This is a genomic window from Mastigocoleus testarum BC008, assembly GCF_001456025.1.
GTDB classification, from domain to species: Bacteria; Cyanobacteriota; Cyanobacteriia; order Cyanobacteriales; family Nostocaceae; genus Mastigocoleus; species Mastigocoleus testarum.
Genome location: NZ_LMTZ01000107.1, coordinates 202,323 through 217,787 on the forward strand (window position 1 = coordinate 202,323; position 15,465 = coordinate 217,787).

At 37.9% G+C, this 15,465-nt stretch carries 8 protein-coding genes; 5 read left to right on the forward strand and 3 right to left on the reverse strand.

What is annotated here, in order from left to right; all coding sequences use genetic code 11:
- Together BC008_RS26195 and BC008_RS26200 are read left to right on the forward strand one after the other, a co-directional pair.
- Window positions 1–1,899 (forward strand): pentapeptide repeat-containing protein, encoded by a 1,899-nt coding sequence (locus tag BC008_RS26195; RefSeq protein WP_027845482.1) that lies wholly within the window; start codon window positions 1–3, stop codon window positions 1,897–1,899.
- A 41-nt stretch (window positions 1,900–1,940) separates the two neighbouring features.
- Window positions 1,941–2,387, forward strand: a complete 447-nt coding sequence (locus BC008_RS26200; RefSeq protein WP_036267348.1) for a hypothetical protein — start codon at window positions 1,941–1,943, stop codon at window positions 2,385–2,387.
- A 38-nt stretch (window positions 2,388–2,425) separates the two neighbouring features.
- On the opposite strand, the gene BC008_RS26205 is transcribed toward BC008_RS26200, so the two are convergent.
- Window positions 2,426–7,057 carry an nSTAND1 domain-containing NTPase gene (locus BC008_RS26205; protein WP_058183891.1) on the reverse strand — a complete coding sequence of 1,544 codons (4,632 nt, stop codon included), beginning with the start codon at window positions 7,055–7,057 and terminating at the stop codon, window positions 2,426–2,428.
- A 979-nt stretch (window positions 7,058–8,036) separates the two neighbouring features.
- Here BC008_RS26205 and BC008_RS26210 point away from each other — a divergent pair.
- Window positions 8,037–10,376 (forward strand): cation:proton antiporter domain-containing protein, encoded by a 2,340-nt coding sequence (locus tag BC008_RS26210; protein WP_027846758.1) that lies wholly within the window; start codon window positions 8,037–8,039, stop codon window positions 10,374–10,376.
- Here the strand turns inward: BC008_RS26210 and BC008_RS50765 are convergent.
- Both BC008_RS50765 and BC008_RS26220 read right to left on the reverse strand, forming a co-directional pair.
- Window positions 10,350–10,505: a hypothetical protein gene (locus BC008_RS50765; protein ID WP_201026159.1), complete on the reverse strand. Its 156-nt coding sequence runs from the start codon at window positions 10,503–10,505 to the stop codon at window positions 10,350–10,352. The genes BC008_RS26210 and BC008_RS50765 overlap by 27 nt on opposite strands.
- Before the next feature lie 24 nt (window positions 10,506–10,529).
- A complete protein-coding gene (locus BC008_RS26220) occupies window positions 10,530–10,742 on the reverse strand; it encodes an Hfq-related RNA-binding protein (RefSeq protein WP_027846804.1) in 213 nt (70 codons plus the stop codon).
- Window positions 10,743–10,886: 144 nt separating this feature from the next.
- Between BC008_RS26220 and dapF the strand changes: the two genes are divergently transcribed.
- Window positions 10,887–11,723: a diaminopimelate epimerase gene (gene dapF, locus BC008_RS26225; RefSeq protein ID WP_027846803.1), complete on the forward strand. Its 837-nt coding sequence runs from the start codon at window positions 10,887–10,889 to the stop codon at window positions 11,721–11,723.
- Window positions 11,724–11,895: 172 nt separating this feature from the next.
- The gene (locus BC008_RS26230; protein ID WP_063800818.1) at window positions 11,896–15,300 is read left to right on the forward strand and encodes a HEAT repeat domain-containing protein; all 3,405 of its coding nucleotides are present in this window, start codon (window positions 11,896–11,898) and stop codon (window positions 15,298–15,300) included.
- The last annotated feature ends 165 nt before the right edge of the window (window positions 15,301–15,465 follow it).

Below are 15,465 nucleotides of genomic sequence, written 5' to 3' on the forward strand. Positions count from 1 at the left end.
ATGAAAATCAATTTTGCAATTACACCTAAACACAGAAGTGTTTTTCCACCAGAAGAGTTAAATATTAGTTTTGAGCATAACGCTCATGTTTGCAGTTTGGTCGTACATGGAGACCTTCAAAATCCTCAAGTGTACATCATACCTACAGCGCTATTTTCAACCATACCAACTTCAAAATGCTGGTTTTTCATGGATATATCTTGGTCAAAGTTAAATGGCTTTGAGTTTAACCAGTATAGTGACTCAGAAATTAGGGTTCATATTAACTCTACTCCTCTAAGTTCTAGTACGGGTAAATTAAAAGGTGCAGACAAGATACGGATTAATAATGATTTAATTTCTATTACCTTTAAAGCCGAAGTAAATCAGATAGACTTAAGTAATAAAGATCCAAGAATATTTTTAGAAAAATGTAGTGAATATGGAATTAAAATTATTGATGTTGATTTTTCAGAACTTATTAATTTAAATAATATCTGCTGTTCGAATAGTTATTTTTATAATGTTAATTTTCTTGGGTGCAATTTGGAAAATTCTGATTTCAGTAATTCTAATTTTTATCATTTAAGATTTGTTGATTCTAATCTTGAAAGTGTTATTTTTAATAAGTCTTATTTTTCTGATGTAGGATTTTTGCATGTAGTTTTAAAAAAAGCGAGATTTGAGCAATGTCATGTCTATCGTAGTAGAATAAGAATTGAAGAAGATCGAACCCTAATTTTTAATGACTGTGATTTAAGATATTCTAGCTTTATAAAATGTGATATAAGTAGTAAGTTGTATAATTGCGATTTAACAAACGCAGATTTTTCTGAAGGAAAGATTTCAGCAACTAACTTTTATAATTGTCGTTTAAATCAAACAATATTTACTAAGTCTAAATTTGTTTCATTATTAGATGAGATTAACAAATCAAAAGTTAATAAGATAAAAGATTTAGAAGCCGACCAAACTTTGCTGATTCGTTGTTGTATTGGAAATAAATCTGAATTTATAAAGGGTGAACAATATATTAATAATAAAGGAAAAATTCTAAACTGCAAATTCAACAGTGCATTAATGAGTTTTGTTGATATTAGTAATAACATCATTCAAAATACAGACTTTGAAGCAACTGATTTATCGAGAGCAAAGCTTTACAATTGTGAATTTATTAGAAGTAGCTTTCACGGGAGAGAAAATAAAGCTGCTAATCTTTCATTAGCGGATATTTCTTTTAGTAAGTTTCGAGAAGAATGTAATTTAAGTGAAGTAAATTTAACAAAAGCAAGACTAGTAAAAATAAATATAGATAGATGTAATTTTGTGAAAAGTGTTTTCTGCGAAGCTAAACTAATAAATAGTAACTTTAGTCTTAGCGATATGACTGGTTCAGATTTTAGAAGTGCAGACTTAACTGCAGTAAGCATGGATAGATGCAAGCTTCACAGTGCTAATTTTTATAACACTCAAAGAGGAAGCTTTAATTTAAATATAACAAGTGAGCAAAAAAATAGTGAAGAAAAAAAATTAATAAGTAATTGCGATATTGACTTCATTGAGTGGAGTCCGAGCCCAGAGAAATATGGAGAAATTCAAATAACTAAACAAGATTTTTTAAAGATAGTTACGGGACAAATATCTCCGATTGCTGTTATATCTAATCTTTCTAAAGAAAGTGCTTCAATTGTATCGTACATATATAATGATACAAAGGCTGAAGCTACTGCTAAAAGCGCTGCTCAAGATTTAAATGATGCTTCAATCGAGATAGGTGGTGATGTGAATGATAGTGAAATGGACGGAGCCACTATTGAAACTAAAGCTTATGAAGGTTCTGATTCGGATGAAGAAGATATCTCAACAAATGACGAATCTAATACAGATGAATCTTCTACTGAAGAAGATGAACAAGACTAAATTTTATTAATTGAAACGCAGTTGATAAATGAGGTAAAAGCATGGCTAATGAAAATGACGCATCGCTAAAAATTGGTGGTAATGTGAATCACTCAAAAGTTAGAAGTGGAAAAATTAAGACTGTCCAAGGGAAAGATACAGCAAAAAATAATGCCTCTGTGTCTATTGACAAAGATGTAACTGATTCTTCTGAAATAGAAGGTGGTCAAATTGAAATTTCTCAATCAATCGATATCGCTAAATTGAAAGCTGAACTTCGGAAAGAAATTCAGCCATTTATAGAAAAACTCGCTGAATCTTCTATCACTCGAAGCGAAGCTGTAGCCACTGAAGCTATCAAAGAAGAGATTAAGAGTAAACCAACTCTCAAGAAACGATTTCTGAGTGCATTGGAAGCAGGTGGTACGGAAATATTAAAGGAAATATTCAAGCATCCTGTTATTACTATTTCTATTGAGACAGTGAAGGGATTTTTGAAAAGTAGTTAATCTAGTTTGGCATAGATAAAAAATATTAACATTTACCACTACTCCACACCATCGCACAAATGCCTATCTTCCTCACTGAGACTAGCATTATATTTGAGATAATCCCGCGCCCAATTACAACCACTGCTCAGTAAATCATTTAATTCAACATCCTGTGCTTTCATCTTCTCAACATTCCATAGCTTCACCGTCTTATCGTAACTACCAGAGACGATGGTTTTCCCGTCAGGACTAAATGCTACCCCAATGACCTCTGCATCATGTCCCCTGAGGGTTGCAATCAACTGTCCCTGAATATTCCATAATCTTACCGTCCCATCGTTACTTCCAGATGCAACTATTTTCCCGTTGGGACTAAATGCGACACCCCAGACTTCTGCATCATTTTCCTTAAGAATAGTCTCTATCGGTTCGCCTTGACTATTCCACAGCTTCACGGTTCCATCGTTACCAGCAGAAGCAATTGTTGTACCGTCAGGGCTAAATGCTACACCCCATACCCCTGCATTATGTCCCCTCAGAGTTTTAAGCTCAATACCCTGAATATTCCACAGCTTTACGGTTCCATCGTTGCTTGCAGAAGCGATAGTTTTACCGTCAGGACTAAATGCTACACCCCAGACTGGACCGTCATGTCCCTTCAAAGTTTTTAGTAACTGTCCTTCAATACTCCAGAGCTTTACTGTTTTATCGTTACTTACTGAGGCAATAATTTTACCGTCAGGGCTAAATGCTACACCCCAGACTAAATCGTCATGTCCTTCAAGGGTTTTGATTAATTCTCCTTGCATGTTCCACAATTTCACGGTTCTGTCCGAACTGGTAGAAGCAATAATTTTACTGTCAGGACTAAATGCTACGCCCCACACTAAATTGCCATGTCCTTTCAGAGTTGCAATGTTCTGTCCCTGGGTATTCCATAAGTTTACTGTTTTATCATTACTAGCAGAAGCAATGGTTTTGCCGTCAGGGCTAAATGCTACCCCGATCACTGATGCTTGATGTCCCTTGAAAGTTTTACTTTCCTGCTCTTGAATATTCCACAGTTTTATTGTTTTATCATAACTGGTAGAAGCGATGGTCTTCCCATCGGGGCTAAATACTACCCCAATTACACCTCCATCATGCCCTTCAAAAGTTTTAATCTCAATACCTTGCAGATTCCATAATTTCACTGTCCTATCCGAACTACCTGAAGCAATAGTTTTACCGTCGGGGCTAAATGACACATTCCGAACTCTTCCATCGTGACCCCTGAAAGTTCTGATTAGTTCTCCTTGAATATTCCATAATTTTACTGTCTTATCTCTACTACCCGAAGCAATAGTTTTGCCATCGGGACTAAATGCGACTCCTACAACTCCTGCATCATGTCCCCTAAGGGTTTGAATTTCCTGTCCCTGGATATTCCATAGTTTGACGGTTTTATCCGAACTAGCAGAGGCTATGCTATTCCCGTCAGGGCTAAACGCCACTCCAATTACCTCTAATTCATGTCCTCTAAGAGTTTTAAGTAATTCTCCCTGAATATTCCAAAGTTTTATTGTTCTATCTCTACTAGTTGAGGCGATAGTTTCACTGTCGGGGCTGAATACCACCCTAAGAACCGGTGCAGTATGTCCCTTAAGAGTTCTAAGCAATTTTCCCTGGGTATTCCACAACTTTACTGTATTATCTCTACTGGTGGAGGCGATGGTCTTTCCGTCTGAGCTAAATGCTACTCCACTGACTGGTCCCTTATGTCCCCTCAGAGTTCTAATCAATTTTCCTTGATTATTCCACAGCTTCACCGTACTATCGTAACTACTAGAAGCAATGATTTTACCGTCAGGACTAAATGCTACATCTATGACCGGCGCGCTATGCTTTGCTAACCGATTGCGTTCCTCTACTGCATATACGGATGTCTCTAAAGCTGTAAGCTGTCTGGAAGTATTAGCTGTTTTATTTTGTAGTGGTTTTGCCGCTCGTAAACCTTCTATTAGGGCATCTAAATATTTTCCTTGATTGGAAAGTTCTAGTGAATAGTTTGCAAGAGCATTACTTTGTTTGAGCAAGGTCATTTCAGATTGTTGCCATTGTAACCAAGCAAATCCAGAAAGACCTAAAGCTAATACAAAACCACTAGCCAAACTGAAAACAGTCAGCTTTCTTCTACGTTTTTCCTGATTTTTTTGTTGCAGGCGCAATCTTGTACTACTTTTAATAAAGTCTTGTTCGGAAGATGCAAGGTCAAATGGTCGCTGTTTAAGCCTTTCTTGGGCGTCTAACAACATTGCACCTCGTAACAATGCTTCTTCATCCCGCCCACTCTGCTCCCATTGATACATTGCAACACGCAAACGTTCTTGCCAAGCCCGGAAGTTACGGTCAAAATCGATCCATTGTCGCAGTTGACCCCATTCCCGAATTAAGGCTTCATGGACAATTTCTACCGTCTCAACTCGATCGCCTTCATCCCAAGCCGTGACTACCAAACGATAATCAGCTAGACGTTTGACTAGATCCCAATTATATGCATCTACCTCATGACGATTTGCGACCCGTTTAGTGTCTTCCGTACCTTCTCCTGGGCGTACTAGTTGAATAAATATCCGTTCGGCTTGTTGTTTTTCTGTAACGGACAAGATATTTAGGACGGAATCTGCATATTTGGCTAAAGCTTTCTCTAAACCGCCAATTTCTCCATAAGCTTGGTGTGTAAGGTACCATTTATTTGGTTTGTCCCATAGTTGGGTCAGGGTAAACTCTAGTAAAGGTAAACGCCCTGGTTGTTTGCCTAGATCGTCAATTAATTTTGCCGTTAAACCTTTTTCTAATTCCACCTTCATTTTTTCGGCAGGTTTTTCTATTGCTTGGGCTAATTCCTCCCGGTTCATTGAGGTGAGTAATATTGGTGGATATTTCTGCAAGGTTTCACCCATTGGTTGATAATCCAAGGCTTTTCCCATAAAGTCAGCCCTGAGTGTGATAACCAAAGTGAAGAAATTCGGGGCGAATTTTACAGCATATAATAATGCATCTAGAAAAGGTTGACGCTGTGATTCAGTCGCCAAAGTATAAAGTTCTTCAAACTGATCGGCAATTAGTACAAAACTTCCGTGGAGTTTTTGCCCAGCGGAAATAATAATATCTTTAATGAACCCACACAAAGCTTGCTGGTCATATTGCAAATCTACTTCTAATTCCAGTTCCTGCAATCTGCGGCTGTTAGTTTCTATTTCTTTGTCCCTTTGAAACTCAATCAAGGATTGCACGTGGGAATTTAAAGCTATTGCTAAAGCATCAAAGGGATTTTTTCCCGGACGGAAGGATACTATGTGCTCAGTACCAGCAGTTCTCAAACGAGGAACCAAACCAGCAAATACCAAAGAAGATTTTCCACTTCCAGAAGCACCAACCACAGCAGCTAATGGTTTAGTATTTACAGCATCGACCAAATCTGCAATGTATTTATCTCTACCAAAGAACATCGATGTATCTTCTTCCCTGAATGGGGATAACCCTTTGTAAGGAGAATCGGGAAGTTTTCCTGTTAGTCCTCCCAAATCTTCCCAATTGGGAGCTGGATCTGAAGTATTTTGACAAATAATTGGTAACCAATTGACCCCTGGTATTTGCTTTTGAGAATCTTCTTTATTTGTAAGTTCTTGGAGTTTAACCCTTGCATCTCGTACAGAAGCAAATAAAGATTTTCCTTGAGAAAAAGAATGTAAAAAATACTTGAGAAAATCTTGGGCGATTTTATCCGGTACTGGTTCTCGCCAGACAATAACATATGGCAAACCCAAATTTGCTAGTTGTTGTGCTAAACCCAAACCATCGCAAGAATTGAAGATAGCTAACCTTAAACCTTTAACAATCGCCTCGCGGAAAGTATTCCTAATTTCCTCTGGATTTAAGCGATCGCTAGGACTTATTTGTAATGAACCTATTTGACTGTTGCGATCGCTTTCACTGTGACCGCTATAAAACAAGATGTCACAAGGTTCATCCCATAACTTGATAAAGTCTGAGCGCTGTGGTTGGGAGAGAAAAGTTAATTCTGCTCCCTGTTGCTTTAATTTTTCGATTAATTCTCGATCTGTTTCAATATCTATATTTTGGCTGTCACCAAATATACTAGTTATTTTAACTCGCCGAAATACTTGATTTTCAATTGGTTTGACTTTTAATTGAGACTTATTTAAGGATAATCCAACCTCTACACTGGAATTGTCGGGGAAGTAATTCCATTCTCGCCAAGGGAGACGATGTAAAATATCTGACGTCGATTGAGATTTAATTTCCTGAGTATCAACAATAAATATTATTTCAGGATTGGAATCTGATATTACTAATGGTTTTAATTGTGATTTAACGCTATCAAGCCAAGAGTTTAATTGGTTTTGCAAACTTTGAGCAGAATTTTCACATTCCTGATAGCATTCAGACCAGGAAAAATTAGTAGTTTGTTTTTTTTTGAATCCCAATCTCAAAGGACCAACTAAATTGATATACGTACTTTGCCATGTTTGATATAAGGTTGGAATTTCTGGTGCGGGTGGAAGTTGGACTTCTAGTTCTGTAGGTTTCCTCTCAGCACTGATGAAGTGTACTGTGCTTTGATTTCGACTAAATCCTTCCTGAAAGTTACCATCACCAAACTTTAAGCTTACCAGAATCTGCATCTTTACTTATTGGAATTACTTAAGGATATAAGTTCATCAGGTTTTGTAGTCGATTGGATTGAAGAGCATGAGCCCATACTGTGCGACGATGCATAACCCAACAAAGCTCAATAATTTAGGTCACTAGGGTCGTGGAAAAATCGGAAATACTATAAGTTAATACAATAAATTTAGGTTTTTGTTGTTGAACTTATGCATAAAGGATGATGTTGCACTTAATAGGCAAAATGAGCAAATATATACTTGTTGAACATATAACATAATGGTTATAATCGAGATTTTAGCGCTTATACACACTATCGCCTACAAATAATCCGTACGTGATTCCAAATTTCCAATCAATAATGTGATGCGAATAGACTATTGATTGGATTATTAGACTTTCTTGAAAGAAATTAAAAAAGGTTAATCAACTGAATTAAACAACTATCCAGCCTAGGGTTGGGGATTAATTTCACAGAGTCAAGCAAAATAAATAAATAAATATAAAGATAATTAGTGACTCTAAAATAACTGCATAAGAAATATTAGTATCTGTCAAGCAAAAATATTTTTTGTTTTGTTGAGTATAATTCTGTAGATAAAAATTTGCTGACCTCGACAATTCAATTCCATATTAAATTACCGTAATTTAACCAAAATCAGAGAGAATCGGTCAACCATATGAGGATAAAGCTGGAATCAGCTTATAGTATTAAATACATAGTAAAAATATAATTTTGTATAACAAAACAAACTTTAATATAAACAACAAGGTTCAATATAATTATAGATTGGTAACATTTATTTCCCGAACCCTATCCTTAATATCTCATTCCCTATTCCCTAGCATCCACCTTTCAAGGTATATTAAGCTATATTTCAGATGAGTGACAAATTTTCTATCTGGTATCAATTTCTCCGAATTCTACACAGGAGTACATAAAAGTTTGTAGAGTAAGGTTAATACCTCTTAACAGTTCTTAATTAAAATTGTCTTGTGCAGGAAGATTTTAGATTAATAGTCGATCTAGTCTCGGTGCTAGCTGTGGCGGCTAGTGGCGGACTTTTAGCGTCACTGTTGAAACAACCAGTGTTGCTCGGGTATCTCATTGGCGGGATGATTGTGGGACCATCCGGCTTGGGATTAATTAAAGAAGTAATTCAAGTAGAGACATTAGCACAGTTTGGTGTCGCTTTTTTATTATTTGCTCTGGGAGTAGAATTTTCCCTGGCAGAATTGAAAAAAGTCAAAACAATTAGTTTGGGTGGTGGTGGACTACAAATAGTTTTAACAATCCTAGTTACGACCCTGATTTCCGTCGCGGTGGGATGGGTTGAATCCCCAGCCCAAGGTGTATTTTTGGGTTCAATTTTGTCTTTGTCTTCAACTGCGGTTGTTCTCAAATGTTTGATGGAACGCAATGAGACGGAAACTCCCCACGGACAGGTAATGTTGGGGATTTTGGTGGTACAGGATTTAGCATTGGGATTGATGCTAGCAGTGTTACCTGCTCTGAACCAACCAGCGGAGACTATTTGGATCGCGGTATTGTATGCGCTGTTGCGAATAGGTTTATTTGCTGCAGGTGCAGTTGCTGCAGGAATTTGGTTGATACCACCTTTATTGCGGTTATTAGCCCGGACGGAAAGTCGAGAGTTATTTTTGTTGGGAGTTGTGGCGCTGTGTTTGGGAATTGCGCTTCTCACCGAGAGATTGGGACTTTCGATTGAAATGGGGGCTTTTGTCGCCGGTTTGATGATTTCTGAGGTGGAATATGCAGATCAAACTCTAAGCTATGTGGAACCATTACGAGATATTTTCGCTAGTTTGTTTTTCGCTGCGATCGGGATGCTAATCGACCCGTTATTTTTATGGCAAAATCTTGAATTAATTCTGGGGTTAGTAGCGTTAGTACTCGTGGGTAAATTCTTGATTGTTACCCCACTAGTAAAATTATTTCGTTATTCATTAAAAACTTCTTTAATAGTTGGTTTGGGGTTAGCTCAGATTGGGGAATTTTCCTTTGTTCTCGCCAGTGAAGGACAAGTTTTAGGGTTAGTTTCGCGCCGAGTATATTTACTTATTTTAGGAACAACAGCGGTGACATTGGTGGTAACACCCTTCGTACTGCGTTTAATACCATTTTTATTTAACATCATTGAATCAATGCCGTGGCTCAAACCTTATTTTGATGGGGATGGAATGCCACAGGAAATGTCCGAAGAACTACCGATAAGGGACCATGTGGTGGTTTGTGGTTACGGGCGAGTTGGTAAAAATTTAGTTAAATTGTTACTCGCTCATAATTTACCACTAGTTGTAATCGATCAGTCCGAAAGTAGAATTCAACAATTAAGAGACGCGGGAATACCCTACATATACGGTAATTGTGTCAGTTTCCACGTTTTGGAAGCAGCAGGAATTACTAATGCAAAAGGAATGGCGATCGCGCTTCCCGATCCAATGAGTACCCGTCTTAGTTTGAAGCGTGCTTTGGAATTGGATCCAGATTTAAATGTGGTAGTACGGTCTAATAACAATAGAAATATTGAAACTTTCTACCAACTAGGAGCGCGGGAGGTAGTACAACCGGAATTTGAAGCAAGTCTGGAAATGGTAACTTACCTATTAAATGATGTAGGTATATCACCTAATTTAGTACGACGGGAAATTAAGCAAATTCGTAGTCGTCATTATTTAGATTTGCGACCGGAACAATCTCCATCTGAGGTTTCTCGGGAGTTACGACAAGCGACCAGAGAAATGAACTCAAAATGGTATCCCCTCCCTGCAGGTTCACCTCTGATTGGTATGAGTTTAGAACAAGCAGATATGCGCTATGTCACTGGAGTCAGTGTAATGGCTATTCGCCGTAAAGGAGGAGAGGAAATAGACTTTCCCATACCACAAACTAGACTACAAGAAGGTGACAAACTATTAGTGGTGGGTTCTTCCCGAGAAATTGCAGGTTTTAATGAATTTGCAAAAGGTCAAGCGACTATTCCGGGGGAAAATAGTGCTTGTCAGTGGGTAATTGTGAGTGAGAATTGTCCTGTGACAGAAAAAACTTTAAATCATTTAGATCTGCGCAATCGATATAGCGTGGAAATACAAGCTATACGTCGCGGAAGCAAATTTATTCGCTTTCCCCACAGCAATACCAAGTTAAAAGAAAATGACCAAGTGTTACTGTGTGGTAATTTATCGAGTCTGAGTCAGTTGGAAGAGTTACTTTCTCCTACCAGTCAACCGGAGTTGGTATCTATACCAATAGTCCAAGCGGGAGAAGCTGAAGCATTGCGGGATTATTTACCTTTGGATGATTTGCGGGAATAATTGGTAATTGGTAATTGGTAATTGGTAATTGGTAATTGGTAATTGGTAATTGATAATTGGTAATTGGTAATTGGTAATTGGTAATCGTAATATTTTTTTGATTGCTGCTTCTAACCTCCAAATCGCCAATACCCAATCCCTGATCGCCCCTACCTAACCTTCCTTCATATAAACAATTGACTGTTTCCAGATCATAGTTTTTTGTGTATTTTCGCTGGCGAGAAAAACACAATATTGATCTTGCCATAATATTTTTCCGGCTAGTAAGTCTCCTGTCACTAGCTTTAACTCTACTTGTTTTGCTTCTTTGATCGAATTCTGGAGTTGCTTAACGCTTGGTAATGAAGTATCTAATTCAGTAAGCATATTGGTAATGATATATGTATGTGGTTGGTTTATATGGTTAGTGTTTCGGGATTGCTAATCAACTAATAATTAACGATTAACAATCAGTCACTAAAAATCAACAACTAACAATTTCACTACTGTGATAATTCATTAAAACGATAAATGGCAATCGAATTTACTAAGTATCAAGGATTAGGTAACGACTTTATTCTGGTTGATAACCGTTCAAATCCAGAACCTGTAGTAACTCCAGAGCAAGCAGTTAAGATGTGCGATCGCCATTTTGGCATTGGCGCTGATGGTGTAATTTTTGCTCTGCCGGGTGAAAATGTTAGTGATTACACTATGCGGATTTTTAATTCCGATGGTTCGGAACCGGAAATGTGTGGTAATGGTATTCGCTGTCTGGCTGCTTTTCTAGTGGATTTGGAAGGGGATAACAGCAAAAGTAAATATCACATTAATACCTTAGCTGGGGAAATTATTCCTGAAATTATGCCCGACGGTCAAATCAAAGTAGATATGGGTTTTCCTCGATTACTTGCGGGTGAAATTCCTACTACTCTGGCTCCCAAAGATGAGAAGGTTGTGAATCGACCTTTGGAAGTTGCAGGAAAATCTTGGGATGTTACCTGTGTGAGTATGGGTAATCCCCACTGTATTACTTTTGTTGATGATGTTGCGGCGATTGAGTTAGAAAAAATTGGACCTCAATTTGAAACTCACTCGGCTTTTCCCCAGAAAACCAATACCGAATTTATTCAGGTGGTAAGTTCTGACTACGTGAAAATGCGAGTATGGGAACGAGGTGCAGGTATTACTTTAGCTTGTGGTACTGGTGCATGTGCCACATTAGTTGCTGGAGTTTTAGCAGGAAAGTGTGGACGTAAAGCGACGGTAGAACTTCCGGGGGGATGTTTGCAAATTGAATGGTCGGAAGTGGACCAAAAAGTTTATATGACCGGACCCGCGCAAAAGGTGTTTGCTGGGAATATCTAAGGATTTTTTGCTACCTGAAGTTCAATCTAGAGACGTATTATAGTACGTCTCTAATGTGTCAACATCATAGCCGATCATTTCTGATTCTTTTGGAATTCGATAAAATATGCTGTAGAAAACAGTATGATTCCTAACTCAGGAATTTTAGCTCAGAAATTTTTAAGTTGTAAAAGTGGTGAATCCTGAAGCCTATCTGCGATCGCTATGTAAAACTTACGCCCAATGGTGGGATTATTATACCCTCACGGATGTAGTGGGGAAAAAACAGCACGAACGGAAACTGCAATCCCCATTGTTAGACATTGGGTTGATGGTAGAGACGATTGAAGAGCAGAAGGAAAGCAAGGAAAAAAAATCAGAACAAACCGAACGGTTAACTGTTCTAGATGGTCTGCGTAAATATGCTGCTGACCACGTTTTACTGGTAGGTCGTCCGGGTTCGGGAAAATCGACGGCTTTAGTACGGTTGTTGCTCGAAGAAGCACAAAATTATCAAGAAAATAAACAAATCCCCATCCTCGTAGAACTCCGCTTTTACCAAAGCTCAATTATCGACTTAATTCACGATTTCCTCCTACGTCACGATCCTAATTTACCCATCGATGGTAGAGACGTTACATGTAACGTCTCTACATTGTTGCGACAAGGAAAATTTCTGCTGTTAATGGATGGGGTCAACGAATTACCATCAGAAGCAGCGCGACGGGATTTATATAAATTTCGCCAAGACTACCAAAACACTACCCCGATGGTTTTCACCACGCGAGACTTGGGGGTTGGTGGGGATTTGGGTCTTGAGAAAAAGCTGCAAATGCAACCCCTGACTGAAAAACAGATGCGGGAATTTGTATGTGCGTATTTACCACAACAAGGGGAAGATATGCTCAAGCAGTTGGAAGGACGTTTGCGGGAATTTGGAGAAACACCTTTACTGTTATGGATGCTTTGTTCAGTTTTTACTAACAACCAAAATAAAGTACCTGCTAACTTGGGTTCGGTATTTCGTCGTTTCACAGAGATTTATGATAAAAAACTAAAGCAAGATATTCCCGTAACAGATGAATCTCGACGTTGGTGGAAACGGTTACTACAGCATTTAGCTTGGGTGATGACCCAGGGAGAATCAAAAACAGAAATTCTTGTTGCGATTCCTCGACAACAAGCTGAAACGATACTGGCGGAATTTCTCCGACAGCAAGGATATCATCAACATTGGAAAGCAGAAAAATGGTTAGATGATTTACTCAAACATCACCTGATTCAATTAGGAGCAGAAAATCAGATTCAGTTTCGCCACCAACTGCTGCAAGAATATTACACTGCAGAAAGATTATTAGAAGAAATATCTAATTTAAGTGATGATGAATTGCAGTGGGATTATTTGAATTATTTGAAGTGGACTGAACCCATTGCATTGATGATGCAGTTGCTAGATGTAGAGACGCAAAATTTTGCGTCTTTACGTTTGGTGAAATTAGCTTTAGAGGTAGATTTACAATTAGGTGCAAGGTTAGCAGGGGAAGTTAAAGCAGAATTACAAGAAAAGACTGTTAGTTTAGTTGAAAGCTTAGAAATTCCTCCTTTACTCAAAATTCGACTTTTAGAAAAAACAAAGTCTCATACTGTAGTTCCGGAATTAATCAAACTTCTCGAAAATGAACATTCAGATGTACGTTATGGCGCGGCATATGCATTGGGAGAAATCAAATCTGAAACTGCTATTCCAGGATTAATAAAACTTCTCGAACATGAAGACTCAAATGTACGTTATGGCGCGGAATATGCACTGGGAAAAATCAAGTCTGAAGCAGCGATACCAGGTTTACTTAAACTTCTCGAATATGAAGACTCAGACGTACGTTATAGGGTGGGATATATACTGGGAAAAATCAAGTCTGAAACAGTAATACCAGGGTTAATTAAACTTCTTGAATATAAAGACTCAGATGTACGTTATAGAGCGGCGGAAGCACTAGGAAAAATCAAGTCTGAAACAGTAATACCAGGGTTAATTAAACTTCTCGAAGATGAAGACATACATGTACGTTATAGGGCAGTGGAAGCATTGGGAGAGATCAAATACGATGCAGTGCATATAGAGTTAATTAAACTTATTGAGAATCAAAAACCTCATATGCGTTCTAGAACTGCAAATATGCTGGGTAAAACTAAATTGCAAAATTTAGTTTCAGTACTAATTAAGCTTCTAAAAGATGAAGAATCATATGTACGCTATTGTGCTATACATGCACTGGGACAGATGAAATCACATGTAGCGACTCTGGAGTTAATTAAACTTCTCAAAGATCCTGTTCCAGATATACGTTATGTTACTGCTGATAGTTTAGGAAAAATAAAATCAAATACTACAACTCAAGAGTTAATAAAACTGTTAATAGATAAAGAATCATATGTACGTTCCAGTGCAGCATATGCATTAGGAGAAATCAAATCTGAAGCTGCTATTCCAGAGTTAATAAAACTTCTCGAAGATGAAGATTCATCTGTACGTTCTAGTGCAGCACATGCACTAGGAGAAATCAAATCTGAAACTGCTATTCCAGAGTTAATAAAACTTCTCGAAGATGAAGACTCATCTGTACGTTCTAGTGCAGCACATGCACTAGGAGAAATCAAATCTGAAACTGCTATTCCAGAGTTAATAAAACTTCTCGAAGATGAAGACTCATCTGTACGTTCTAGTACGGCATATGCACTAGGAGAAATCAAATCTGAAACTGCTACTCCAGGATTAATAAAGCTTCTCGAACATCAAGATTCATTTGTACGTTTTAGGGCGGCAACGGCACTGGGAAAAATCAAATCTGAAACTGCTATTCCAGGATTAATAAAGCTTCTCGAACATCAAGATTCATTTGTACGTTCTATAGCAGCACATTCACTGGGAGAAATCAAATCTGAAACTTCTATACCAGAATTAATAAAAATTCTCGAACATCAAGATTTGGATGTACGTTCTAGTGCGGCGACAGCACTGGGAGAAATAAAATCTGAAACTGCTATTCCAGGATTAATAAAACTTCTCGAAAATCGAGATTCAGATGTACGTTATAGTGCGGCATATGCATTGGGAAAAATCAAATCTGAAACCGCTATTCCAGGATTAATAAAACTTCTCGAACATCAAGATTCAGATGTACGTTGTACGGCGGTGATAGCACTGGGAGAAATCAAATCTAAAACCGCTATTATAGGATTAACAAGACTTATCGAAGACGAACATTCAGATGTACGTTGTACGGCGGCAATAGCACTGGGAGAAATCAAATCTGAAACCGCTATTCCAGGGTTAATAAGACTTATCGAAGATGAACAAACACCTTTCTTTGATTTCGCAACCGAAGATTTTCCCGTAGCTTTGTTGCGTGGTGGTAAGGGTTTACCGGAACAAGGATATGAAAGCGTCAAAGCAGAAGCTGAAGAAAAAATCCGTAGTATCAGCAATCAAGTTCAAGATGGTGTGGGAATAGTTGGCGATGGTAATATTGGTGTCAATATAGGTCAAGCAGGGAATATAACTTTTGGTAATATTTCCTCTGGTAATGCAGACAAATGATGGGTTTCCTCTTGATTTAGAAGTTTGAATATCGCAATACTATTTCTGCAATATTGTATCCCAAATTGTTCGAGTATCTGCAAACATCCGAAAACCACAAACTTTTCCATCACACAAGTCGTAGATATGTGCAACAGCGTTCGTAGACTTACCAAAAATGCGATT

Excerpts from the sequence above, each read along its gene's own strand:
- BC008_RS26195 (WP_027845482.1), top strand. The coding sequence starts at position 1 with ATGAAAATCAATTTTGCAATTACACCTAAACACAGAAGTGTTTTTCCA.
- BC008_RS26200 (WP_036267348.1), top strand. The coding sequence starts at position 1,941 with ATGGCTAATGAAAATGACGCATCGCTAAAAATTGGTGGTAATGTGAAT.
- BC008_RS26205 (WP_058183891.1), bottom strand. The coding sequence starts at position 7,057 with ATGCAGATTCTGGTAAGCTTAAAGTTTGGTGATGGTAACTTTCAGGAA.
- BC008_RS26220 (WP_027846804.1), bottom strand. The coding sequence starts at position 10,742 with ATGCTTACTGAATTAGATACTTCATTACCAAGCGTTAAGCAACTCCAG.
- dapF (WP_027846803.1), top strand. The coding sequence starts at position 10,887 with ATGGCAATCGAATTTACTAAGTATCAAGGATTAGGTAACGACTTTATT.